This is a genomic window from Streptomyces sp. NPDC002958 (assembly GCF_055563255.1).
The window spans coordinates 104261-126338 of the sequence record NZ_JBVHDS010000006.1 but is presented as its reverse complement, the minus strand read 5'-3'; the positions used below and the strand labels follow the sequence as shown (position 1 = coordinate 126338).

22 protein-coding genes and 1 pseudogene are annotated in these 22078 nt (G+C 69.1%); 14 read left to right on the top strand and 9 right to left on the bottom strand.

What is annotated here, in order from left to right; all coding sequences use genetic code 11:
- Window positions 1–20: 20 nt before the first annotated feature.
- The 3 genes from ACZ3IC_RS13335 to ACZ3IC_RS13325 all read right to left on the bottom strand — a co-directional run bounded on the left by ACZ3IC_RS13335 (window position 21) and on the right by ACZ3IC_RS13325 (window position 3873).
- On the bottom strand, window positions 21–2192 hold the full coding sequence (locus ACZ3IC_RS13335) for a hypothetical protein (protein ID WP_467415631.1): 2172 nt from the start codon (window positions 2190–2192) through the stop codon (window positions 21–23).
- On the bottom strand, window positions 2189–2971 hold the full coding sequence (locus ACZ3IC_RS13330; RefSeq protein WP_467415630.1) for a hypothetical protein: 783 nt from the start codon (window positions 2969–2971) through the stop codon (window positions 2189–2191). Before ACZ3IC_RS13330 ends, ACZ3IC_RS13335 begins: the two co-directional genes overlap by 4 nt.
- A 152-nt stretch (window positions 2972–3123) precedes the next feature.
- Window positions 3124–3873 (bottom strand): Crp/Fnr family transcriptional regulator, encoded by a 750-nt coding sequence (locus tag ACZ3IC_RS13325; RefSeq protein ID WP_467415629.1) that lies wholly within the window; start codon window positions 3871–3873, stop codon window positions 3124–3126.
- Window positions 3874–4254: 381 nt separating this feature from the next.
- On the opposite strand from ACZ3IC_RS13325, the gene rpsL reads away from it, so the two are divergent.
- From rpsL to tuf, 4 genes are all read left to right on the top strand, one after another.
- Window positions 4255–4626 carry a 30S ribosomal protein S12 gene (gene rpsL / locus ACZ3IC_RS13320; protein ID WP_003948652.1) on the top strand — a complete coding sequence of 124 codons (372 nt, stop codon included), beginning with the start codon at window positions 4255–4257 and terminating at the stop codon, window positions 4624–4626.
- Between the two features lie 2 nt (window positions 4627–4628).
- Window positions 4629–5099, top strand: a complete 471-nt coding sequence (gene rpsG, locus ACZ3IC_RS13315) for a 30S ribosomal protein S7 (protein WP_093897234.1) — start codon at window positions 4629–4631, stop codon at window positions 5097–5099.
- Between the two features lie 38 nt (window positions 5100–5137).
- Entirely contained in the window at window positions 5138–7264 is a 2127-nt protein-coding gene (fusA, locus tag ACZ3IC_RS13310; protein ID WP_467415626.1) for an elongation factor G, read from the top strand.
- A gap of 158 nt (window positions 7265–7422) precedes the next feature.
- Window positions 7423–8616, top strand: a complete 1194-nt coding sequence (gene tuf, locus ACZ3IC_RS13305) for an elongation factor Tu (RefSeq protein ID WP_467415625.1) — start codon at window positions 7423–7425, stop codon at window positions 8614–8616.
- Window positions 8617–8940: 324 nt separating this feature from the next.
- On the opposite strand, the pseudogene ACZ3IC_RS13300 reads toward tuf, so the two are convergent.
- The 4 genes and pseudogenes from ACZ3IC_RS13300 to ACZ3IC_RS13285 all read right to left on the bottom strand — a co-directional run.
- A pseudogene (locus tag ACZ3IC_RS13300) lies at window positions 8941–9189 on the bottom strand (GNAT family N-acetyltransferase); the annotation flags it as partial.
- Between the two features lie 87 nt (window positions 9190–9276).
- Window positions 9277–10173: an RpnC/YadD family protein gene (locus ACZ3IC_RS13295; protein ID WP_467415621.1), complete on the bottom strand. Its 897-nt coding sequence runs from the start codon at window positions 10171–10173 to the stop codon at window positions 9277–9279.
- Window positions 10174–10206: 33 nt separating this feature from the next.
- A complete protein-coding gene (locus ACZ3IC_RS13290; RefSeq protein WP_467415620.1) occupies window positions 10207–11196 on the bottom strand; it encodes a helix-turn-helix domain-containing protein in 990 nt (329 codons plus the stop codon).
- Between the two features lie 204 nt (window positions 11197–11400).
- Complete coding sequence (locus tag ACZ3IC_RS13285) at window positions 11401–11904, bottom strand: ATP-binding protein (RefSeq protein ID WP_467415618.1); 504 nt, start codon at window positions 11902–11904, stop codon at window positions 11401–11403.
- 164 nt (window positions 11905–12068) lie between these two features.
- On the opposite strand from ACZ3IC_RS13285, the gene ACZ3IC_RS13280 reads away from it, so the two are divergent.
- The gene (locus ACZ3IC_RS13280) at window positions 12069–12947 is read left to right on the top strand and encodes a helix-turn-helix domain-containing protein (RefSeq protein ID WP_467415616.1); all 879 of its coding nucleotides are present in this window, start codon (window positions 12069–12071) and stop codon (window positions 12945–12947) included.
- The gene (locus tag ACZ3IC_RS13275) at window positions 12944–13144 is read left to right on the top strand and encodes a DUF397 domain-containing protein (RefSeq protein WP_467415614.1); all 201 of its coding nucleotides are present in this window, start codon (window positions 12944–12946) and stop codon (window positions 13142–13144) included. Before ACZ3IC_RS13280 ends, ACZ3IC_RS13275 begins: the two co-directional genes overlap by 4 nt.
- A gap of 165 nt (window positions 13145–13309) precedes the next feature.
- Here ACZ3IC_RS13275 and ACZ3IC_RS13270 read toward each other — a convergent pair whose 3' ends face one another.
- Together ACZ3IC_RS13270 and ACZ3IC_RS13265 are read right to left on the bottom strand one after the other, a co-directional pair.
- Window positions 13310–15550: a poly(A) polymerase gene (locus tag ACZ3IC_RS13270; RefSeq protein WP_467415613.1), complete on the bottom strand. Its 2241-nt coding sequence runs from the start codon at window positions 15548–15550 to the stop codon at window positions 13310–13312.
- Window positions 15551–17221 (bottom strand): RNA ligase family protein, encoded by a 1671-nt coding sequence (locus ACZ3IC_RS13265; protein WP_467415610.1) that lies wholly within the window; start codon window positions 17219–17221, stop codon window positions 15551–15553. It abuts the gene before it with no gap.
- A gap of 508 nt (window positions 17222–17729) precedes the next feature.
- Between ACZ3IC_RS13265 and rpsJ the strand changes: the two genes are divergently transcribed.
- Genes rpsJ through rpsC form a run of 8 tightly spaced genes read left to right on the top strand, consistent with a single transcriptional unit; the run spans window position 17730 to window position 22078 of the window.
- On the top strand, window positions 17730–18038 hold the full coding sequence (gene rpsJ / locus ACZ3IC_RS13260) for a 30S ribosomal protein S10 (RefSeq protein WP_003948644.1): 309 nt from the start codon (window positions 17730–17732) through the stop codon (window positions 18036–18038).
- Between the two features lie 13 nt (window positions 18039–18051).
- On the top strand, window positions 18052–18696 hold the full coding sequence (gene rplC / locus ACZ3IC_RS13255) for a 50S ribosomal protein L3 (protein WP_093897290.1): 645 nt from the start codon (window positions 18052–18054) through the stop codon (window positions 18694–18696).
- 4 nt (window positions 18697–18700) lie between these two features.
- Window positions 18701–19351: a 50S ribosomal protein L4 gene (gene rplD, locus ACZ3IC_RS13250; protein ID WP_467415608.1), complete on the top strand. Its 651-nt coding sequence runs from the start codon at window positions 18701–18703 to the stop codon at window positions 19349–19351.
- Window positions 19351–19674, top strand: a complete 324-nt coding sequence (rplW, locus tag ACZ3IC_RS13245) for a 50S ribosomal protein L23 (RefSeq protein WP_093897250.1) — start codon at window positions 19351–19353, stop codon at window positions 19672–19674. The genes rplD and rplW overlap by 1 nt, the downstream gene beginning before the upstream one ends.
- Before the next feature lie 40 nt (window positions 19675–19714).
- Window positions 19715–20551 (top strand): 50S ribosomal protein L2, encoded by an 837-nt coding sequence (gene rplB, locus ACZ3IC_RS13240; protein ID WP_093773282.1) that lies wholly within the window; start codon window positions 19715–19717, stop codon window positions 20549–20551.
- 12 nt (window positions 20552–20563) lie between these two features.
- On the top strand, window positions 20564–20845 hold the full coding sequence (gene rpsS, locus ACZ3IC_RS13235) for a 30S ribosomal protein S19 (protein WP_003966956.1): 282 nt from the start codon (window positions 20564–20566) through the stop codon (window positions 20843–20845).
- A 43-nt stretch (window positions 20846–20888) separates the two neighbouring features.
- Window positions 20889–21236: a 50S ribosomal protein L22 gene (gene rplV, locus ACZ3IC_RS13230; RefSeq protein WP_004571827.1), complete on the top strand. Its 348-nt coding sequence runs from the start codon at window positions 20889–20891 to the stop codon at window positions 21234–21236.
- Window positions 21236–22078 carry a 30S ribosomal protein S3 gene (gene rpsC / locus ACZ3IC_RS13225; RefSeq protein WP_093540760.1) on the top strand — a complete coding sequence of 281 codons (843 nt, stop codon included), beginning with the start codon at window positions 21236–21238 and terminating at the stop codon, window positions 22076–22078. The genes rplV and rpsC overlap by 1 nt, the downstream gene beginning before the upstream one ends.

Here is a 22078-nt window from a genome sequence, read left to right as displayed (position 1 = left end):
TGTGGATGAGGTCGTACGGATCAGGGATGCGGGAGAACGGCCAGCAGTCGGCCTGCGACAGGCGGGGGATCGGTGCCGTCCTCGCCGGGCATGGTCCGCAGGAGATGGCTGAGCCGCTGGTGCTCCGACGACGTGGTGATGAGCGAGGGCAGCAGAGCGGCGAGCGCCCACTCCGTGCCGGGGTCGTGGTCCGCCGACAGCACCCAGCGGCGCAGCACGTCGAGGGCGTTCCGGGTGTGGCCGCGGCTCTCCAGAGCGGTGCGCCACAGCTCGGCGATGCCGGTGACGGCCGGTGTCCGCGCGGCCGAAGCCCGTACGTACCAGGAGAGTACGAGCGGCTGTCCGTGGCGCTCGTCCTGCTCGGTCCGACGACAGGCGCTGATGAAGCCGCCGAGCGCGAGTTCGGTTGCCGGACGGTCGTCGTGCAGCGTCCTGAGCAGCCCGGCGAGCACGTCGTCACCCGCCGGCGAAAGCAGCAACAGTTCTACGGACTCGCCCAATTGCCCCGGCAGATCCTCGTCCGGCTCCGACCGTTCAGCCTGGTGCCGGGCCGCCGCGCGCAGCGCCGCCAGGGTCTCGGAGGGGCGCTCCGGGCCGATCAGCCCATGGGCGCGGATGGCCACCCAGCGCAACGTCGAATCGTCGCTCTCACACCAGGCGTCCAGGATGCGCGGCACGTTGGGAGTACCCAGGAAGTGGGTGAGCGTGAGCGCGTTGACGGCGACGAGGCGGTGCCGGTAAAGGTTGGAGGAAGCCCACGGCTCGATGACCAGTGCCATGGCGGACGGCAGATCGGTGTGGGCGAGGACGGCGACGGTGGAGGCGGCGCGGGTGCGGACGAACGGTCGCCCGTCCCCTGCCAGCCGTTGCAGCCAGCGCACGAGCGCGGGCCGTGCCGAGGGGTGACCGGTCCACATCTCGCGCAGCAGCACGAGCGAGGTCCGCTCGTCCCGGTAGGCGGCCTTCACCTGTCGGACCGGACCCCACTCGGTGGCCTCCTCGGCCTCGAACCGACGCGCTCGGGCCAACTGGAGCCGTTTGCCGATGTGCGTGCCGAAGACCGGGACGGTAGGGAACCGCGCCCCGTTCTCGGTCTCCTGGAGGAAGGCGTAGAGCAGATCGCTCAGTTCCGCAGTCAGGGCGTACGGGCCCTCGTCGAAGGCGGCCAGGGCAACGAGGAACGCCTTGTCCCGCAGGTGCAGTACGGTCCCGTCGTCCTCGAACCACTCCTGGACCTGGTTCTCCAACGCGATCAGGGAGAAGTCCCCGAGCCCTGCGGCGTCGGCCTCCCCGGCCGCGTACCTCGCCACAAGCCGGGCGAACTCGGCGGCCTCGCGCGGCTGATGGTTGCGTTCGAGGAACGCGGTCACGGCAGGCAGGGACAGCAGCTCCGCCACGTTGTCCTCGCCCACCAGCACGCCCAGGTGAGCGGTGAGGACGTCACGTGGCAGGGGAGCCCGCCAGCTCACCACCGGTACGTCCTCCAGCAGGGCCGTCGGCCCCACGGTGATCACCAGATACGCGTCCTCGCCCAGTTCCTTGCGGGCGGCCAGCAGGTCCGCCTCGCGCAGCGGCCGGCCAGGCTCGGTGATCAGATCGCAGAGGACATGGCCGGTTCGGCCGCCCCGCGCCTCACCGCCGCCGAGACTGGCGGTGAGCTGCCCGGGGGTGGTGTCCCGGCCGATCGCCTGGACCGGGTGGGCGCCGACCCGGTGCAGCAGCATGAGCGCGGCGGTCCGCCGGCCCGCGTAATAGGGACCCGAGACCACCAGAACATGGTCCTCGCGCAGCCGGTCGACCAACGCCTCGAAGTCGGCGTACGCGGGCACGAAACAGGCCGACAGCTCCTCCAGGGTGGACTGCGCGATCTCGCCCGAGGCGTGGAGTGCGGAGGACGTGCCGAACTGGTAGATGATCTCGGTCTTGTCGAGCAGGATGTCGCCGTAGAAGGTGCCGCCGCCGATGCCGTGGTTGATCCCGCCGAAGACGCCTCCGTCGACCCGGGCGCTGTCCCCGAATCCCATGGTCCGCGGGGTGTGGTTCGCCAGATCCCGTCGGGCCGCCCAGGCGGGCTGTGGCTGGTCGGTCTCCTCGGCAACCTCCCCGTCGGCCTGGCGGCTTTCCTGCGCCTCGGCGGCCTGGTCGCCCCCTGCCGGAGGCTGGGGGCCGTGCGGCTGTTCCTCGGTACTCATCGGCGGTCCTCCCGGCCTCCGTCGCCGAGGTGGATGTCCCCGGAGAAGGTGCCGCCGCCGATGCCGTGGTTGATCCCGCCGAAGACGCCCCCGGTGACCGTGGCGCCGCCGAAGTCGAAGGCCTGGGCCGGTGCCTGCGGGGCGTGCGGCGCAGCGCCTGAGGCCGACGGGATGTCCACCCGCGCGCTCGCGGGGCGCGGGCTCTCCCACGGAACCGGACCGTGCAGCCACGCCGCGAGTGGGCCGTTCTTGCTGTCCACCGTGACGGAGCGGAACTCCTCGGCCGGTACGCCGGTGTGGCTGTGCCGCACGATCCCCCGGTAGACCGGATCGGACACACACAGCGCGAAGTCGCCCGGGCGCTCCCGCAGCGCGGTCTTCAACAACTCCGCGTCCAGCAGCCTGCACGCGTGGTTGAGATCGCTGCCGACCCATCCGTCGAGCCGGTCCACGGCGACGTACCCCGAGGCGACCACTGCGCGCAGACGCATCTGAGCCGAGGTGGAGGCGCGCCGGTTCTGGCTGCGCAACTGGGCCGGTACCTCGGTCAGCAGCGCCCGCAGCAGGGCGATCACCGAGCAGTTGGCGTCGATCAGCTCCATCACGGAGTCACCGCGGTCTGCCCGCCGGCGCCGGGTCTCGTCGATTCCGGCGGCCAGCAGCACCCGGTCGTTGAGGTCGTAGAGCATGCGGCGCAGATACGCCTGCTCGACATCGTCCCGTTCGCTGTACTTTTCGATGTCGAGCAGCAGGATCGTGCTGTTCACGGGATCGTTCATGGGTTGCCTCTCGCTCGGGTCTCCGTGGGCCGAAGACACGAGCGTGGGGCCGATGGGGCTGTGGCGGTGAGGGCGGATGACTCACTCGCAGTGTGACCGCGTGCACAGAGTCACGCGGCCGCATTCCCTCCGAGAAGCGCGCGGGGACCGCTCTACGGAGTCCGCGGGGTTTCGTGGTGGACGACCGGTCGGACGGAGTCCTGTGCCCGCGCGATCCGGCGGAGCGCGTCCGGCCGCACGATCACCATCGCCCGCCGCCCCGTCAGCACGATGCCCCGCTCGCGCAGGTCTTTCAGCAGCCGCTGGACCATTTCCCTGGACGCCCCGACCGCCCCGGCCAGCTCCTGTTTGCTGAGCGGTATGTCGAGTTCGATGCCTTCGTCCGTGCGGCCACCATGGGTGTGCGCCAGATCCAGGAGCAGGACGGCGAAGCGCTCCCGTACCGTCATCGCCGCGAACTCCAGGCTGCGCCGGTCCGCGGCGCGCGTCCGGTCGGCGGTCAACGCCAGGAGCGTGAGGGAGACCTTGGCGGAGCCGGCCACGAACGCGCGGAATTTCTCGTGCGCAACGACTACGGCCCGTACAGGGGAGAGCGCAGTCACCGTCGCCGAGCGTGGCCGCCCGGTCAACGCGGCCGATTCGCCCACGATGTCGCCGGGGCCGCGCAGGGCGTGCAACGCCTCGTAACCGTTCGGCGCGGATGTGGTGACCTTCGTCCAACCGTTGATGATCAACAGGACGTACGCGGACGGTTCGTCCTGCCTGAGCAGAGGGGTCCTGGAAGCGAAACTCAGTTCGCGGCCCAGTCCGAGCAGGGACACTCGGTCCTCGCGTTCCAGGCGCGCGAGAAAGGGCACCCGGTCGTCGAGTCCGTCGCCATCGGGTGCGTACGCCGCCGCCATCCCGTCCCCCGATCGTCCATTGCGCGGTTCAATGTACTGAGAACGCGTATTGCCGGACCGCCAAGGTCGTTTTCCTGCCGTGCGCCCACGGTCGGCTGTCTCAAACCTGTCGGCCATGAGCTGCGGAAGTCCGGCGTGTCCCGGTGGACCGCATTTGTTTTGACCGGAGTCGATGAGGTAGGTACGCTCAGACCTTGTGCCTGGGGTGTGCCTGGGCTCCTGTGCGTGTCCTCAACCGCATGGCGAGTCCGTCAGTGGCCACCGCAATCTGCGCCCCTTCTGCCTTGCGGCAGGAGCCTGCAGCATTCGACACACCCGACCGCGTGGGTCGGTGACGTTCCAGGTTAGTTTCACGATCGGCACACAGAAACCGGAGAAGTAGTGCCTACGATCCAGCAGCTGGTCCGGAAGGGCCGGCAGGACAAGGTCGAGAAGAACAAGACGCCCGCACTCGAGGGTTCGCCCCAGCGCCGCGGCGTCTGCACGCGTGTGTTCACGACCACCCCGAAGAAGCCGAACTCGGCACTCCGTAAGGTCGCGCGTGTGCGTCTGACCTCCGGTATCGAGGTCACGGCCTACATCCCGGGTGAGGGACACAACCTGCAGGAGCACTCCATCGTGCTCGTGCGTGGTGGCCGTGTGAAGGACCTGCCGGGTGTTCGTTACAAGATCATCCGCGGCTCGCTCGACACCCAGGGTGTCAAGAACCGCAAGCAGGCCCGCAGCCGCTACGGCGCCAAGAAGGAGAAGTAAGAATGCCTCGTAAGGGCCCCGCCCCGAAGCGCCCGGTCATCATCGACCCGGTCTACGGTTCTCCTCTTGTCACCTCGCTGATCAACAAGATCCTGCTCAACGGCAAGCGTTCCACTGCCGAGCGGATCGTGTACGGCGCCATGGAAGGCCTCCGCGAGAAGACCGGCAACGACCCGGTCATCACGCTGAAGCGCGCGCTTGAGAACGTCAAGCCCTCGCTCGAGGTCAAGTCCCGCCGTGTCGGTGGCGCCACCTACCAGGTGCCGATCGAGGTCAAGCCCGGTCGCGCCTCCACCCTCGCGCTGCGCTGGCTCGTGGGTTACTCCCGCGCCCGCCGCGAGAAGACCATGACCGAGCGCCTCATGAACGAGCTGCTCGACGCCTCCAACGGTCTTGGCGCTGCTGTCAAGAAGCGCGAGGACACCCACAAGATGGCCGAGTCCAACAAGGCCTTCGCGCACTACCGCTGGTAGTCGCTACCCACATCGAGACCGAGAGAAGATTGAGCCTTATGGCCACCACTTCGCTTGACCTGGCCAAGGTCCGCAACATCGGGATCATGGCCCACATCGACGCGGGCAAGACGACCACCACTGAGCGGATCCTGTTCTACACCGGCGTTTCGTACAAGATCGGTGAGGTCCACGACGGCGCTGCCACGATGGACTGGATGGAGCAGGAGCAGGAGCGCGGCATCACGATCACGTCTGCCGCGACGACCTGCCACTGGCCGCTCAATGATGTTGACCACACCATCAACATCATCGACACCCCGGGTCACGTCGACTTCACCGTCGAGGTGGAGCGTTCGCTCCGCGTCCTCGACGGCGCCGTCACCGTGTTCGACGGTGTGGCGGGCGTCGAGCCGCAGTCCGAGACCGTCTGGCGTCAGGCGGACCGCTACGGCGTGCCGCGTATCTGCTTCGTCAACAAGCTCGACCGCACCGGTGCCGACTTCTTCCGCTGCGTCACCATGATCACGGACCGCCTCGGCGCGACCCCGATCGTGATGCAGCTCCCCATCGGCGCCGAGGCCGACTTCACGGGCGTCATCGACCTCGTGACGATGAAGGCGTTCGTCTACCCCGCGGAAGCGACCAAGGGCGAGGCGTACGACATCGTCGACATCCCCGCCGAGCTCGCGGAGAAGGCCGAGGAGTACCGGGCCAAGCTCCTCGAGGCTGCCGCGGAGAACGACGAGGCGCTCATGGAGCTCTACCTGGAGGGCGAGGAGCCCACCGCGGAGCAGCTCTACGCGGGCATTCGTCGCATCACCATCAACTCGGGCAAGGGCGGCGAGACCACCGTCACCCCCGTGTTCTGCGGCACCGCGTTCAAGAACAAGGGCGTCCAGCCCCTGCTCGACGCCGTTGTGCGCTACCTCCCCTCGCCCCTGGACGTCGAGGCCATCGAGGGCCACGACGTCAAGGACCCCGAGGCCGTCGTCAAGCGCACGCCGTCCGACGACGAGCCGCTCGCGGCGCTGGCGTTCAAGATCATGAGCGACCCGCACCTCGGCAAGCTCACCTTCGTCCGGGTTTACTCGGGCCGCCTGGAGTCCGGCACCGCGGTGCTGAACTCCGTCAAGGGCAAGAAGGAGCGCATCGGCAAGATCTACCGCATGCACGCGAACAAGCGTGAGGAGATCGATTCGGTGGGCGCCGGCGACATCATCGCCGTCATGGGCCTCAAGCAGACCACCACCGGTGAGACGCTGTGCGACGACAAGAACCCGGTGATCCTGGAGTCCATGGACTTCCCGGCACCGGTGATCCAGGTCGCCATCGAGCCCAAGTCCAAGGGTGACCAGGAGAAGCTGGGTGTCGCCATCCAGCGCCTCTCGGAGGAGGACCCCTCCTTCCAGGTCCACTCGGACGAGGAGACCGGCCAGACCATCATCGGTGGTATGGGCGAGCTTCACCTCGAGGTGCTCGTCGACCGCATGAAGCGCGAGTTCCGCGTCGAGGCCAACGTCGGCAAGCCCCAGGTCGCGTACCGCGAGACGATCCGCAAGGCCGTCGAGCGCATCGACTACACCCACAAGAAGCAGACCGGTGGTACCGGTCAGTTCGCCAAGGTGCAGATCGCGATCGAGCCCATCGAGAGCGGCGAGACCTCGTACGAGTTCGTCAACAAGGTCACCGGTGGCCGCATCCCCCGTGAGTACATCCCCTCGGTGGACGCGGGTGCTCAGGAAGCCATGCAGTTCGGCATCCTGGCCGGCTACGAGATGGTGGGCGTCCGCGTCATCCTTCTCGACGGTGGCTACCACGAGGTCGACTCCTCCGAGCTGGCGTTCAAGATCGCCGGTTCGCAGGCGTTCAAGGAGGGTGCCCGCAAGGCGTCCCCCGTGCTCCTCGAGCCGATGATGGCCATCGAGGTGACCACGCCCGAGGACTACATGGGCGATGTCATCGGTGACATCAACTCCCGCCGTGGCCAGATCCAGGCCATGGAGGAGCGCAGCGGCGCTCGCGTCGTGAAGGGCCTCGTGCCCCTTTCGGAGATGTTCGGCTACGTCGGAGACCTCCGCAGCAAGACCTCGGGTCGCGCAAGCTACTCGATGCAGTTCGACTCCTACGCCGAGGTTCCGCGGAACGTCGCCGAGGAGATCATCGCGAAGGCCAAGGGCGAGTAACTCTCCCGAGCTCACGCTTTAGGCTTGTCACCGGAGCCTGGGGGCATTCGTCGCGGAGCGCAAGCAATGCGGCGATCGCCCCCGGCCCCGGCATCCCAGCAAAGATCACCTGGCGCCGATGAAGCAAGGCGTACAGAACCACTCCACAGGAGGACCCAGTGGCGAAGGCGAAGTTCGAGCGGACTAAGCCGCACGTCAACATCGGCACCATCGGTCACATTGACCACGGTAAGACGACCCTCACGGCCGCCATTACCAAGGTGCTGCACGACGCGTACCCGGACCTGAACGAGGCCTCGGCCTTCGACCAGATCGACAAGGCTCCCGAGGAGCGCCAGCGCGGTATCACGATTTCGATCGCGCACGTCGAGTACCAGACGGAGCAGCGTCACTACGCGCACGTCGACTGCCCGGGTCACGCGGACTACATCAAGAACATGATCACGGGTGCGGCGCAGATGGACGGCGCCATCCTCGTGGTCGCCGCCACCGACGGCCCGATGCCGCAGACCAAGGAGCATGTGCTCCTGGCCCGCCAGGTCGGCGTTCCGTACATCGTCGTCGCCCTGAACAAGGCCGACATGGTGGACGACGAGGAGATCCTGGAGCTCGTCGAGCTCGAGGTCCGTGAGCTCCTCTCCGAGTACGAGTTCCCGGGCGACGACCTGCCGGTCGTCAAGGTCTCGGCGCTCAAGGCCCTTGAGGGCGACAAGGAGTGGGGCCAGACCGTCCTCGACCTGATGAAGGCCGTCGACGAGTCGATCCCGCAGCCCGAGCGCGACGTCGACAAGCCGTTCCTGATGCCGATCGAGGACGTCTTCACGATCACCGGTCGTGGCACCGTCGTCACCGGTCGTATCGAGCGTGGTGTCCTGAAGGTCAACGAGACCGTCGACATCGTCGGTATCAAGCAGGAGAAGACCACCACCACGGTCACCGGCATCGAGATGTTCCGCAAGCTGCTCGACGAGGGCCAGGCCGGTGAGAACGTCGGTCTGCTCCTCCGTGGCATCAAGCGCGAGGACGTCGAGCGCGGCCAGGTCATCATCAAGCCCGGTTCGGTCACGCCGCACACCGAGTTCGAGGCCCAGGCCTACATCCTGTCGAAGGACGAGGGTGGCCGTCACACCCCGTTCTTCAACAACTACCGCCCGCAGTTCTACTTCCGTACCACGGACGTGACGGGCGTTGTGACCCTTCCCGAGGGCACCGAGATGGTCATGCCGGGCGACAACACCGTCATGAACGTCGTGCTGATCCAGCCGGTCGCCATGGAAGAGGGCCTGAAGTTCGCCATCCGTGAGGGTGGCCGGACCGTGGGCGCCGGCCAGGTCACCAAGATCGTCAAGTAATTACCTGACTGTCTGACCTGGTTGCTCCGCACAGAGCACCAAGAAGGGCCCCGGCCCGCCGCGCAAGCGGTGGACCGGGGCTTTTCGGCATGTTCTGAGACTCCTCAGGTGCGCCAGAGCCAGGGCAGGGCGTCGGGTCCCAGAGCAGTGCGGGCCCGTCCAGCGCCACCGGCCCGCGCTCGCGTACGGAGATCCCTTGGGCGGTACGGAGTTGGATCAGGCCCTGTTCGGTGCGGCCGAGCAGCACCGGGCCGCCCGGCGACCCCCCGGCGGACACCGGCCCGTACCCGTGGAAGCCCACCCGGTCCTCGAGCAGCCGCCCGTATCCGTCCACAGCCCGTCCTCGACCGGCCGCAGGGTGACGCAGCCCGCGAACTCTCCGTCCGCGACGACGACCGAGGCGTGCTCCGGTGCGTAGACGTCCCGCAACCGTTGCCGTACGCGGTGCTCGTCGTAGCGCCCGAGTCGCTCCAGGTCGGGGCGCATCACGGTGGCCCTGAGCTCGGCCATCGCCTCGACATCCTCGGGGCGGGCCGGGCGCAGGGCCCAGGTCGTGGTGTTGCTCGTTGGCATGGTCGGATTCTCGCCGACCGCTGTCACCGCATGGTGGGCTGGTACCTGCGGGTCTGTGGGTAGGCGGGGCGCAGCCACCGGGATGAGCTACTCCTCGGCGAAGATCTCCTCGGCAGAGGTGGTGGTGACGGCTCGCATGAGCCACTGGCGCAGAGTCTCGGGGTCGCCGCAATCGGTGATCCGCCCACGAACCTTGTCGGGAACGGCGATGCCGCGCTCCTCCAGTACGAGCAGGATGTCCTCGGCGCGGCCTTGCGCGCGGCCTTGTGCTCGGCCTTGTGCTCGGCCTTCGTCCCGGATTTCTTCCGACATGAAGGACGTGTAGAAGGAGAGGTCCACGGCCACCAGGTTCCTCCAGTGCTGTGCGGCCGGGCGGTTGCCCAGGCCCTGTGCGGTGAGTTCGACGATGGGGTCGGCGATGGTTTCCGGTGTGTCCCGCAGTGCGGCGGACAGGGTTTTCAGTATGGCACCGACGTCCGGATTGTCGGCGTGTGTGATCGCGGCCAGGGTGGCGAGCGCGAGGTCTTTGCGGGCTTCGGCCACCTCGGTGATGACGGGCATGTTGTGCGGGCCCGCGACGAGGGGGTACAGGGTGAGCGTCTGCCATTGACGGAGGCCGATGGAGATGGGGCGTGCGGCCCATTCGGCGGTGGCGTGGTCCTGGCAGACGACCAGGAGCAGGGTCGGCAGCCGGTATTTGTTGTTGAGGTAGGTGACGTAGTACGGCCAGCTGACGGTCTTGTCGGGGTCCTTCTTGCCCTGGGCCTCGATGGCGAGGAGGAAGGATCCGTCATCCTCGGTTTCGATCCGCAGCAGGGTGTCCACGCGGCGTTCGACCGGCCGGGCCTCGGTGAGGTCGGTGGACATGAGGGTGACTGAGGTGGGTGGTGGGATGGCGACTCCGAGCACCTCGGAGACGCGGGAGAAGAGGTCGGGGTACTCCTGGAAGATGCGGTGCATTGCCTCGTGGGGCGAGCTGACCATGGAGGTCCGTTCGGGTTGTGGGTGATGTTCCGGTCAGGCAGCTGTGTGCAGTTCGGCGCGGCAGTCGCGGCAGTGGCCGGGGTGGCGGGAGCGGAAGGCGCGGTCGCAGCGGTCGCAGTTCTGGAGCGGGATGACGATGACGCCGGGGCGAGTGAGTGCGATGTCCTGAGCGCCCGGCAGCGGTGGTGGCAGGAGTGCCGTGATCCGGTGGCGCAGAAGCTTGGCCGGGTGCTTGAGGGGTACGGGGAGGTCGGTGGTGAGGGCGTGGCGGATGGTGTCGGGGTGGGCATCGCGTTCGAGCCAGGTGGCGACGCCGGGGGCGAGGGTGTGGATGTCGTTCTCGGATAGGACGAGTTGAGGTGCGTGGCGGCGCAGGTCGGCGAGGAGCGCGGTGGCCACGCGCTGGAGCTCCGGCGTGAGTTCCTGTGGCTGGGGGAGCGGCGGTGGCGGTGTGGTGCGCGTGGTGGGGGCCGGTACGAGGACGGGAGCTGGCAGTGGCAGCGGCAGCGGCAGTGGCTGTGGTTGCGGTGTGAGCGCCGGGGTGGGGCGAGCTTCGGGGGCGGTCTCGCGTGGTGGTGGCTGTGGTGTGGGCAGCGGGGCTGCCGGTTTGCTGCGCTTGGTCCTTGGTTGCGGCGCTGCGGTGGTGGACGCGTCGGTGCTCGGCTGGTTGTACGAGACGGTGCGGGTGACGATGCGGCCGTCGGGGAGGCGTACGCGGCTGCGGTGGAGGTAGCCGGTGGCTTCGAGTTCGCGCAGGGCGGCGGCGATGCGGGTTTCGCTCTCGGGGAAGCGTTCGGCGAGGTGTTTGATGCCGATCCTGGCTCCGGCGGGGAGCGACTGGATGTGGGTGGCGAGCCCGATCGCGGCGAGGGAGAGTCCGCGGTGCTGGGCGAGGTGGTTGCCGATGACGGTGAAGCCCGCGGCGTGCCGGAAGTTGATGTGGATGACACCGGATGACGGCGTGGTGTCTCCGGGTACGGGGGACGGGGCGCGCGAGGGCGCGGTAATCTGCTGGGTATCCATCGGGAAGCTCCTACTTCCTCGGTGGTCAGGCCCCCGGTTGAGAGTGCGAATCTCGTCGGGGGCCGTCGCATGTCTGGAGTTGTCGCGGCGAGCATATGCCAGCCAACCCGCATGAAATCCAGCCCAGTTGTCCTATTTCACCCGAGTGAGTGACGGCGGTTGGGTTTGGGTGGGGAGGGTGATTTCCCCAGGTTCTTTAAAGCTTTATGTGTCGTGGAGCGCGGGGACGTGGTTCACCGGGGCGTGGGTTTCCACGACGCGGTGGAGCGGTCGCGGTACGAGGTCGAGTTCGGCCCAGATCGTCTTGCGCGGGACGGGCCCGGGGGTGACACCCCAGCGGTCGGCGAGAGCTTCGACGATGAGGAGGCCGCGCCCGGACTCAGAGTCGTCGGCGGGAGCGGACGTGGTGCCGGGCGTGGGAGGCAGTTGCTCGCCCCGGGTGTCGGTCACCTCGATCCGCAGGAGCTCGTCGCGGTGGGTGGTGAGGGTGAGTTGGAAGTCCCGGCCGGGCACGCGGCCGTGGACGGCGGCGTTGGCGGCCAGCTCGGCGACGATGTGCGCGGCCGGTTCGCAGACGATTCCCCAATCGCCCAGATGCGCCGTGGCGAGGAGTCGGGCGAGCCTGGCGCCCCGGCGGGTGGGGGAGAGCAGCACGGTGAACTGCCGGACGTGAGCGGAATGTTCGGTTCGGGTGATTTCTTGGGTCACGTCTCTCAGCGTGGCCAGGCGTGCCTACCGTGAAGAGCGATGAGCCCCATGCGTACGGAGGTTGTCCCGTGCTTGTCCAGTGCTGTCCCGGCTGTCCGGGGTGACGTACCGGGGACATCAGGAGTTGGGGCAAGAACGGTAAGCGCGTCGGAAGTGGGGCACGGATGAGCGTGGATGAGGCCGGTACGGAGCGCGGTGACACCGGGGCGGACGAGCCTGGTTGGGACGTTGACCCGGACGACGAGTCGGTGGTGGCGGTGGTTGCCGCGGTGGGGCGCCAGATCAAGGCGTGGCGGGAGGCGGCGGGGCTGCGCGCCGCAGAGTTGGGCGCTGCGATCGGGTACGGGGAGGACCTCGTCTACAAGGTGGAGGGCGGCCGGCGCATCCCCCGGCCGGAGTTCCTGGACGGGGCGGACGAGGTGCTGGGCGCGGGCGGGAAGCTCGCCATGATGAAGCAGGAGATGGCGGAGGCCCGGTACCCGAAGAAGATCCGGGACCTGACGAAGCTGGAGGCCAAGGCGGCCGAGATTGCGGCCTACGTGGCGCACGGCCTGCATGGGCTGTTGCAGACTCCGGGCCATGCGAGGGCACTGTTCGAGGCCAGGCAGCCTGCGTACTCGCAGGACGAGGTGGAACGGATGGTGGCTGCGCGCATGGCCCGGCAGTCGATCTTCGAGCGGTCGCCTGGACCTGCTCTCAGTTTCGTCCAGGAGGAGTCGGCGCTCAGGCGCCCCATCGGGGGCGCGACGGAGTGGCGGCGTCAGCTCGAACGGCTCTTGGAGATCGGGCAGTTGCGCAATGTCACCCTTCAAGTGATGCCTACGCACCGCGAGGCGCATCCCGGCATGGACGGGGACATCAGAGTGCTGAAGTTCAGAGACGGTTCGGCAGTGGGGCGTTCGCACGGGGCGTTCAGTGGGCGCGGGGTGACCGACCCGAAACAGCTCCGTATCCTCGAACTGCGGTATGGCATCATCCGGGCCGAGGCTCTCACGCCCCGAGAGACTCTGGCCCTCATCGAGCGAATGCTGGGAGAGACATGATCCGCAGAACTTTCGCGCAGGACGTTTCCGAGTTGGCCTGGTTCAAGAGCAGCTACAGCAGCGACGGCAATGAAGGTGACTGCGTCGAGGTCGCGGTGGCCCTCGACTCGGTGCACGTGCGCGACTCCAAGGACATCGAAGGCCCTCGCCTCGCCTTCGCGCCAGGTGCGTGGGCGGGCTTCGTCTCGTACGTGTAGGAGAGCTGAGCAGCCGCGCCCCGACGCCCGCCGAGCCGGGTGTCGGGGCGCGCTGATGTTCAGCGGGGGCGGAAGGGGCGCCGTCCGTCCTGTCAGAAGGAGGACGCCGGGTTCCCGGCCGACCGAAGAACGGACAGCGCCACGGGGCGGGCGTCGTCCCGTGGCTCATCGCAGGCCCCGTACCTCGCTCCCGTCGGCCCGGCGCAGTCCCGTCTCCGGGATGCCGCGCAGCAGCTCCGCGCCGATCTCCGCGAGCCGGGCGCCATCGGGCGGGGTGCGGCCCAGGCCGATCGCGTACTGGACGTGGGAGGCGTCGGCGGAGTACGGCCGGGGCCAGGCATGGGCGTCCGGGGAGCCCGCCTCCGCGAGGGCGGCGAGCAGGGCCAGCAGCCGGCCGCGGAAGCGCCCCTCGGCCGCGCCGTGCCGCACGGAGACGATCGCCCAGGCGGCGTGACGCCGACGCAGCGGCGGCGGGGCGCAGAGCAGGGAACGCGGTACGGGGCCGTCGTCGGCGACGGACTCCAGGATCTCCCAGGCGCGGAAGAGTTCCTCGGCGACGAGGTCGCGGCCGGCTGGGGAGACCTGTGTGGTGCAGGAGCGGACGGGGGCGGTCGGGGTCAGCACGGTGAGGGGGAGTCCGTCGGTCCCGCCTGAGCCGACGGTCCCGCCCGCCGTGCCGGAGCCGACCGCATGGTCCCAGTCCCAGGTCGCCCAGGTCGCGAAGAAGTGCCGGAGCAGGGGGAGCGGCGGCAGATCGCCGGTCTCATGGGCGGTGCGGGCCGCCAGTACGGACCAGGCGAGGCCGGGCAGCCCACCGCACGGTGCGGAGTCCAGACCGCGTGCCCGGGCCCAGGCCTTCACCTCGCGCGCGAGGCGGGTGAACGCGGCCCGGTGCGGGTCCGCCGCCGCGAGCACCGCGTCCGCGTCGCTCACCGCGCTGAGCGCCGTGGCCGCCGCCTCGCCCAGTTCGGCGCGCCGGGCCACCGCCACGTCCGGGGAGAGGCCACCGGTCGCGACGGTCACCAGGTCCACCCGGAGCCCGTCGAGGGAGAAACGCAGACCGGGCACGCGCGCACCGGTCACCTCGCGCAGATCGACGGCCTCCGGCAGGGCAGCGGCCAGCCGCTCCCGTATCCCCGGGAGATCCCCGTCACCGGGCAGCGCCGCGACCAGATCCACATCGGCGCCGGGCAGCGCACAGCCCATCCGCCGCGAGCCGACCGGATGAACGCGGCCCTCGGGCAGGGCGGCGGCCACCCGGCGGACGATCTCCGCCGCGTCGGCGGCCGATCCGTCCTCCGCCGCCCCGGTCAGCTCCACCCGTACCCCGAAGTGGTCCGATACGTACAGCCCATCCGGCGTCGGTACGTCGCCCAGCAGCTCCGCCGACACGGGTCGCAGCCGCTCCGAGCGGACCAGCACCCGGTCCAGCCGGGACGCCCGCCCGCTGAGGGAGGAGACGGCGGCCAGCGGGTTGACCGACGGGTCGAACGTCGGCGTGCGGTCGTCCGCGCCGTGCACCCGGCTCCAGGCATCCGGCATCCCCAGCCGGTCCTGCGGAGTGTCCCCACCGTCGTTGAAGTCGCCGAGCAGCGCCACATCGCCCTCGACAGCGGCCAACCCCGTTGCCAGATCGGTCAGCTCGGCGTCGCGTCGACCCGCACCGTCCGCCGAGTGGTCGCTGCTGAGGTGGGTGACGGCGACCGTGACCGGTCCTTCCGCGGTTTCCACGACGACGGCCGCGACCGCCTTGTGCGGGCCGAGGGCATGCAGGCCCGCCTCCCGCATGGGGAGTCTGCTGAGCAGCAGCAGACCGCAGTCCCCGACGTCCCGGCCGGCGGGGTCGGCCCAGAGGGTGTAGCTCTCGCGGACCCAGGGCGTGGCCAACAGCAGGCCGAGCAGGGCGGGTTCGGCCTCCTGGAGGGCGATGACATCGGCGTCCGCCGCGCGCAGGGCGTCGAGGAGGAGGGGCCGTCGCCGGGCGGTGTCGATGCGGTCGCTGTCGTAGCGGTCCCAGAGGGTGTTCCAGGTCAGCAGGGTCAGAGGGCCGGAGGGGCCGGGCGAGGGCACGTCCCCCTCCACCGGCATCCAGGCGCCCTGCGGTGCGGAGAACGCGTGCGGCGTACGGGAGGTGAAGTACGGGGACGGCAACCGGCGCGGGGCGCGTATCCGTCCGGCGTCCGTCGCGTCGATCCGGTCCACGCCCGAGGACCGGTCCCACACCACCTCACCGTCCGCCTCGAAGAACAGCACCCGGTGCCAGGGGATGTCCCCGCCGGGCGTGAACCGGGGCAGCGGCACCCGCTTCGGCACCGTCCCGCGCTGCGCCACGCCCATCACGAAGCGCGCCGGGTCGAACCGGGCGTCCCAGCGGACCCGGTGGTAGATCTCCTCGCTGGTACGCATTTACGCGCTGTCCTCCACGGTTCCGCTCGCGCCGATGTACCAGGTCCGGTGCGCCTGGCCGGGGTACGGGGGCGCGAACCGGTGCAGTTGTGAGGTCAGCACCTCCGGGGGCACTGGATGGCTCCGGCGGCCGTTGCGGCGGATCAGTTCGGCCTCGTCGACCAGGGCCACGGCGTGGGTGAGCAGCGCGTCCCTGCGCCGGGCGACCGCGTGCACCAGGGAGCGCTGGTGCACGTTGAGCGAGGTGGCGTCCCAGACGACCGTGCCACCCGCGGAGAGTGCGACGTCCAGCCGGTCGAGCCCCTCGCGCAGCACGTCCCCGTTGGCCTTCTGATCGGCGCGCGACCCCCGGGCCAGGCGCAGATCGTCCAGCGACAGGTACGTGTCGACGCCGGGCAGCCCGCGCGCGAAGGTGCTTTTGCCGCTGCCGGAGGGGCCGACCAGATGGACCAGGCGCGGAAAGTCCCCGGTCCGCCACCGCCAAGTCGCGGCGACGGCCTCCTCGGCGGTGGTGACCCGGCCCAGGGCGTACGCCTCCCGGGCCTGCGCCCAGCAGCGGTCCGCGGCTTCGGGCTCCAGGGCGGCGAAGGCCTCCCGCAGCCCGGCCGGTTCCGCCACGTCCTCCGCGTGCAGCGCCGACCACTCCACCTGCTCGCGCGCCTCGGCGGTGTCCGCGACCGTGGCGGCCAGTGCGTGCAGCAGCGGCAGATCGGCGGCGAACGACATCCGGACCAGTCCGGTGCGGCGCTCCTCGTCCGGGTACGGGCGGTGCAGCCCGGGGTACAGCCCGACGAGGTCCGCGACGCGGCGGGCAAGCGGCATCCCGAGCGCGGGGGCCAGCGAGGGCGCGAGTGCGGGGCGGCGGGACCGGTGCAGCAGCGCGGCCAGCACCCCGGTCAGCCGGTCCTCGCCCGTCCGGCCCAGCGCGTCGAGGGCGTCGCCCATCGCTGCGGCAGCCCCGGCGTCCCCCGGTGCCGTGCCTGCCGCGTCGGCCAGTGCCGCCGCGTCGACCGGCGCCCCCGACCGTACGGCCCACAGGACGGCGGCCGGGCCGAGCCCGTTCTCCACGACGGCGGCGTGCATCCAGTGCGTATCGGTCCGTACGTGGCCGGGCCGCACCCACTTGGCCACCAGTCGCCCGAAGTCCCCCGCCCCGAAGCCGTCCGCGGGCCGTACGACGTACCCCTCCTGCCGTCCGGTGTCCAACTTCAGTGCCCGCAGCGCCCTTTCGGCGCGGGCGTCGAGGACCCCGCGCCACAGCACGGGCGGCACGGGTATCCCCAGCCCCCGCAGGAACTCCACGGTCCGGTCCCAGTCCAGGCAGCGCTCCCCGTCCCAGACGGAGAATCCGTAGAAGAAGCTCTCCAGGCCGTCGTACGGGATCGAGTGGCGCGCGAACATGTTCTCGCCGCAGACCCGCCACCCGTCGGGGATGCGCGCCCCGACCCGGCCCTGGAGCGCCTTCACCCAGCCCCGCGAGGGGTGGTGGGCGGAGTCGAGGGAGCGGGCGTGGAGCCCGTCGGCGTAGAGAGTGGTGTTCTCGCCGTCCAGCTTCTCGGTGACGACGATCTCGCGGCCGGTCAGCGCGGCGAGATCGGAGATCCGCACGTCGTCCGAGGTGGCCCCGGGGGACCAGGGCAGATGGGCGGTGCGCGGATAGTGCGTACGCATGATCGATGCCCCTGGTGACGACGGCCGGCCCGGCCGGTCACTGTAGGCACGGCGGTGCGCACCGCTCGACCCAATTACGATGGGGGCGCCCGGCACGGCTCCCGCTGAGCGTCCGCGTTTGACCGAGCGACCACGGCGGGTAAGATCCTCCGCCCGATTGGCCAGGCTCACGCCCCGTATGGCACACTGACCAGGTTGCTCGGTTGAGTGTCAATGCTGCGCGCCTCCCGCCGGGAGGACCGGAAGCGAGTCCCACAGTACTCGTCGACCCCCTGCGGGTCGGACGTACGGGAATCTTCCGGGAAGCGTCAGTGGGGCACCGACCAGGCACCCGGTGGGTGTTCCGCCCCCGGTCTCGCGGTCCTCGGGCCCGCACCCCCTTGGTTGGGAAATCCTTCGGGAGATCTGCGTAGAGGGGATGCGACACGCCCGACCGCGTGGGTCGGAGATGGAGTCCTTAGAACCCCCGGGTTCCAGAGCGTTACGAGAGACAGGACTACTAGTAGCCATGGCGGGACAGAAGATCCGCATCCGGCTCAAGGCCTACGACCACGAGGTCATCGACTCCTCGGCGAAGAAGATCGTCGAGACGGTGACCCGCACTGGTGCGTCGGTCGCGGGCCCGGTGCCGCTGCCCACTGAGAAGAACGTGTACTGCGTCATCAAGTCGCCGCACAAGTACAAGGACTCGCGCGAGCACTTCGAGATGCGCACGCACAAGCGCCTCATCGACATCCTCGACCCCACGCCGAAGACGGTTGACTCGCTGATGCGTCTCGACCTGCCGGCGGGCGTCGACATCGAGATCAAGCTCTGAGGTGACGCGCGAGATGGCTAAGAACATTAAGGGCGTCCTGGGCGAGAAGCTCGGCATGACCCAGGTCTGGGACGAGAACAACCGGGTCGTCCCGGTGACCGTCGTCAAGGCCGGGCCCTGCGTCGTCACCCAGGTCCGCACCAACGACAGCGACGGCTACGAGGCGGTCCAGATCGCCTTCGGCGAGATCGACCCGCGCAAGGTGAACAAGCCCCTCAAGGGCCACTTCGCCAAGGCCGACGTGACCCCGCGCCGCCACCTGGTGGAGCTCCGCACCCCTGACGCCAGCGAGTACACGCTGGGCCAGGAGGTCACTGCCGAGGTGTTCGAGTCCGGCGTCAAGGTTGACGTCACGGGCAAGAGTAAGGGCAAGGGCTTCGCCGGTGTGATGAAGCGTCACAACTTCAAGGGTGGCAAGGCGTCCCACGGTGCCCACCGTGTGCACCGCATGCCCGGCTCCATCGGTGGCTGTGCCACCCCCGGCCGTGTCTTCAAGGGCATGCGTATGGCGGGTCGCATGGGCAACGAGCGTGTCACCACCCAGAACCTGACCATCCACGCGGTTGACGCGGAGAAGGGTCTGCTCCTCATCAAGGGCGCAGTCCCCGGTCCGAACGGCGGCCTCGTCCTGGTCCGTACCGCGGCCAAGGGGGCTTGAGGTAATGAGCACCATTGACATCCTTTCGCCGGCAGGCGACAAGGCCGGTACCGTCGAGCTCCCCTCGGAGATCTTCGACGCGAAGACCAGCGTTCCGCTGATCCACCAGGTCGTTGTCGCGCAGCTGGCAGCTGCCCGTCAGGGCACGCACAAGACCAAGACCCGCGGCGAGGTCCGTGGCGGTGGCCGCAAGCCGTACCGCCAGAAGGGCACCGGCCGCGCGCGCCAGGGTTCGACCCGTGCGCCGCAGTTCGCCGGCGGTGGCGTCGTCCACGGCCCGCAGCCGCGTGACTACTCGCAGCGGACCCCGAAGAAGATGAAGGCCGCCGCCCTGCGCGGTGCCCTCTCGGACCGGGCCCGTCACTCCCGCATCCACGTCGTCACCGGCGTGGTCGAGGGTGCCGTCTCCACCAAGGCCGCCAAGACGCTGTTCGGCAAGATCTCGGAGCGCAAGAACCTGCTCCTGGTCGTCGACCGCGCCGACGAGGCCGCGTGGCTGTCCGCCCGCAACCTGCCCCAGGTGCACATCCTGGAGCCGGGCCAGCTGAACACGTACGACGTGATCGTCTCTGACGACGTGGTCTTCACCCAGGCCGCCTTCGAGTCCTTCGTGTCTGGCCCCCAGACCGCTGAGACCGAAGGGAGCGACGCCTGATGAGCGAGGCGACCGTTACCAGCAAGACCTACTCGGACCCGCGTGACGTTCTCGTCAAGCCGGTCGTTTCCGAGAAGAGCTACGCGCTGCTCGACGAGAACAAGTACACGTTCATCGTCGCGCCCGGCTCCAACAAGACCCAGATCAAGCAGGCCGTGGAAGCGGTCTTCTCGGTCAAGGTCACCGGGGTCAACACGATCAACCGGCAGGGTAAGCGCAAGCGCACCAAGACCGGTTTCGGCAAGCGCGCTGACACCAAGCGCGCCATCGTGACCCTCGCCGAGGGCGACCGTATCGACATCTTCGGCGGTCCGACCGCCTAAGGGCGGTCTGGATCGTCCGAAATCGGACGAGGACTGAGAAATGGGTATCCGCAAGTACAAGCCGACGACCCCGGGCCGTCGTGGCTCCAGCGTCGCCGACTTTGTCGAGATCACGCGGTCCACGCCGGAGAAGTCGCTGGTCCGCCCCCTGCACAGCAAGGGCGGCCGTAACAACGCCGGTCGTGTGACCGTTCGCCACCAGGGCGGTGGCCACAAGCGCGCCTACCGAGTGATCGACTTCCGTCGTCACGACAAGGACGGCGTGCCGGCCAAGGTCGCGCACATCGAGTACGACCCGAACCGCACCGCGCGCATCGCGCTCCTGCACTACGCGGACGGCGAGAAGCGCTACATCATCGCGCCGCGTGGCCTGACGCAGGGCGACCGTGTCGAGAACGGCCCGGCCGCCGACATCAAGCCCGGCAACAACCTGGCGCTGCGCAACATCCCGGTCGGTACGACCATCCACGCCATCGAGCTGCGGCCCGGCGGCGGCGCGAAGTTCGCCCGTTCCGCGGGTGCCTCCGTGCAGCTGCTGGCGAAGGAGGGCACCATGGCCCACCTTCGTATGCCGTCGGGTGAGATCCGCCTGGTCGACGCCCGCTGCCGCGCCACGATCGGCGAGGTCGGCAACGCCGAGCAGTCGAACATCAACTGGGGCAAGGCCGGCCGCATGCGCTGGAAGGGCGTCCGCCCGACCGTCCGCGGTGTCGCGATGAACCCGGTTGACCACCCGCACGGTGGTGGTGAGGGCAAGACCTCCGGTGGTCGCCACCCGGTCTCGCCGTGGGGTCAGAAGGAGGGTCGTACTCGCTCGCCGAAGAAGGCATCGAGCAAGTACATCGTCCGCCGCCGCAAGACGAACAAGAAGCGCTAGGAGCGGGTTTAGATGCCGCGCAGTCTCAAGAAGGGGCCCTTCGTCGACGGCCACCTCATCAAGAAGGTGGACGTTCAGAACGAGGCAGGCACCAAGAACGTCATCAAGACCTGGTCCCGTCGCTCGATGATCGTCCCGGCCATGCTGGGTCACACCATCGCGGTGCACAACGGCAAGATCCACGTCCCGGTGTTCGTCACCGAGTCGATGGTCGGCCACAAGCTCGGCGAGTTCTCGCCGACTCGCACCTTCCGCGGCCACGTCAAGGACGACCGGAAGTCGAAGCGCCGCTAACCGCGGGGTGGAAACGACTATGACTTACACCGAAGGGACAACCATGGAAGCCAGGGCCCAGGCGCGGTACATCCGCGTCACGCCCATGAAGGCCCGCCGCGTGGTGGACCTCATCCGTGGCATGGACGCCACGGAGGCTCAGGCGGTCCTGCGTTTCGCCCCGCAGGCCGCGAGCGTGCCGGTTGGCAAGGTGCTGGACAGCGCCATCGCCAACGCCGCACACAACTACGACCACACCGACGCCTCTTCGCTGGTCATCAGCGAGGCGTACGTGGACGAGGGCCCGACCCTGAAGCGGTTCCGTCCGCGTGCTCAGGGCCGTGCCTACCGGATCCGTAAGCGGACCAGCCACATCACCGTGGTCGTCAGCAGCAAGGAAGGAACCCGGTAATGGGCCAGAAGGTAAACCCGCACGGGTTCCGGCTCGGCATTACCACGGACTTCAAGTCCCGTTGGTACGCCGACAAGCTGTACAAGGACTACGTCAAGGAAGACGTCGCCATTCGTCGCATGATGACGAAGGGCATGGAGCGGGCCGGCATCTCGAAGGTCGAGATCGAGCGCACCCGCGACCGCGTCCGCGTTGACATCCACACCGCCCGCCCGGGCATCGTCATCGGTCGCCGTGGCGCCGAGGCCGACCGCATCCGTGGCGAGCTGGAGAAGCTGACCGGCAAGCAGGTCCAGCTGAACATCCTCGAGGTCAAGAACCCCGAGGTGGACGCTCAGCTGGTGGCCCAGGCCGTCGCCGAGCAGCTCTCCTCCCGCGTCTCCTTCCGTCGTGCGATGCGCAAGAGCATGCAGAGCTCGATGAAGGCCGGCGCCAAGGGCATCAAGATCCAGTGCGGTGGCCGCCTCGGCGGCGCCGAGATGTCCCGCTCGGAGTTCTACCGCGAGGGCCGTGTGCCCCTGCACACGCTCCGCGCGAACGTCGACTACGGCTTCTTCGAGGCCAAGACGACCTTCGGCCGCATCGGTGTGAAGGTCTGGATCTACAAGGGCGACGTCAAGAACATCGCCGAGGTCCGCGCCGAGAACGCCGCTGCCCGCGCAGGCAACCGCCCGGCCCGTGGCGGCGCTGACCGCCCGGCCGGCCGTGGTGGCCGCGGTGGCGAGCGTGGCGGTCGCGGTCGCAAGCCGCAGCAGCAGTCGGCTCCGGCTGCCGAGGCCCCCAAGGCCGAGGCTCCCGCCGCTGCCGCTCCGGCTGCCGAGAGCACCGGAACGGAGGCCTGA

Coding starts and splice junctions, on each gene's coding strand:
- rplC (WP_093897290.1), top strand. CDS start 18,052: ATGGCTAAGAACATTAAGGGCGTCCTGGGCGAGAAGCTCGGCATGACC.
- fusA (WP_467415626.1), top strand. CDS start 5,138: ATGGCCACCACTTCGCTTGACCTGGCCAAGGTCCGCAACATCGGGATC.
- ACZ3IC_RS13270 (WP_467415613.1), bottom strand. CDS start 15,550: ATGCGTACCAGCGAGGAGATCTACCACCGGGTCCGCTGGGACGCCCGG.
- rplW (WP_093897250.1), top strand. CDS start 19,351: ATGAGCGAGGCGACCGTTACCAGCAAGACCTACTCGGACCCGCGTGAC.
- rpsS (WP_003966956.1), top strand. CDS start 20,564: ATGCCGCGCAGTCTCAAGAAGGGGCCCTTCGTCGACGGCCACCTCATC.
- ACZ3IC_RS13295 (WP_467415621.1), bottom strand. CDS start 10,173: ATGGTCAGCTCGCCCCACGAGGCAATGCACCGCATCTTCCAGGAGTAC.
- ACZ3IC_RS13335 (WP_467415631.1), bottom strand. CDS start 2,192: ATGAGTACCGAGGAACAGCCGCACGGCCCCCAGCCTCCGGCAGGGGGC.
- ACZ3IC_RS13280 (WP_467415616.1), top strand. CDS start 12,069: ATGAGCGTGGATGAGGCCGGTACGGAGCGCGGTGACACCGGGGCGGAC.
- ACZ3IC_RS13290 (WP_467415620.1), bottom strand. CDS start 11,196: ATGGATACCCAGCAGATTACCGCGCCCTCGCGCGCCCCGTCCCCCGTA.
- rpsG (WP_093897234.1), top strand. CDS start 4,629: ATGCCTCGTAAGGGCCCCGCCCCGAAGCGCCCGGTCATCATCGACCCG.
- rpsC (WP_093540760.1), top strand. CDS start 21,236: ATGGGCCAGAAGGTAAACCCGCACGGGTTCCGGCTCGGCATTACCACG.
- ACZ3IC_RS13275 (WP_467415614.1), top strand. CDS start 12,944: ATGATCCGCAGAACTTTCGCGCAGGACGTTTCCGAGTTGGCCTGGTTC.
- rplB (WP_093773282.1), top strand. CDS start 19,715: ATGGGTATCCGCAAGTACAAGCCGACGACCCCGGGCCGTCGTGGCTCC.
- rpsJ (WP_003948644.1), top strand. CDS start 17,730: ATGGCGGGACAGAAGATCCGCATCCGGCTCAAGGCCTACGACCACGAG.
- rplV (WP_004571827.1), top strand. CDS start 20,889: ATGGAAGCCAGGGCCCAGGCGCGGTACATCCGCGTCACGCCCATGAAG.
- ACZ3IC_RS13325 (WP_467415629.1), bottom strand. CDS start 3,873: ATGGCGGCGGCGTACGCACCCGATGGCGACGGACTCGACGACCGGGTG.
- rplD (WP_467415608.1), top strand. CDS start 18,701: ATGAGCACCATTGACATCCTTTCGCCGGCAGGCGACAAGGCCGGTACC.
- ACZ3IC_RS13265 (WP_467415610.1), bottom strand. CDS start 17,221: ATGCGTACGCACTATCCGCGCACCGCCCATCTGCCCTGGTCCCCCGGG.
- ACZ3IC_RS13330 (WP_467415630.1), bottom strand. CDS start 2,971: ATGAACGATCCCGTGAACAGCACGATCCTGCTGCTCGACATCGAAAAG.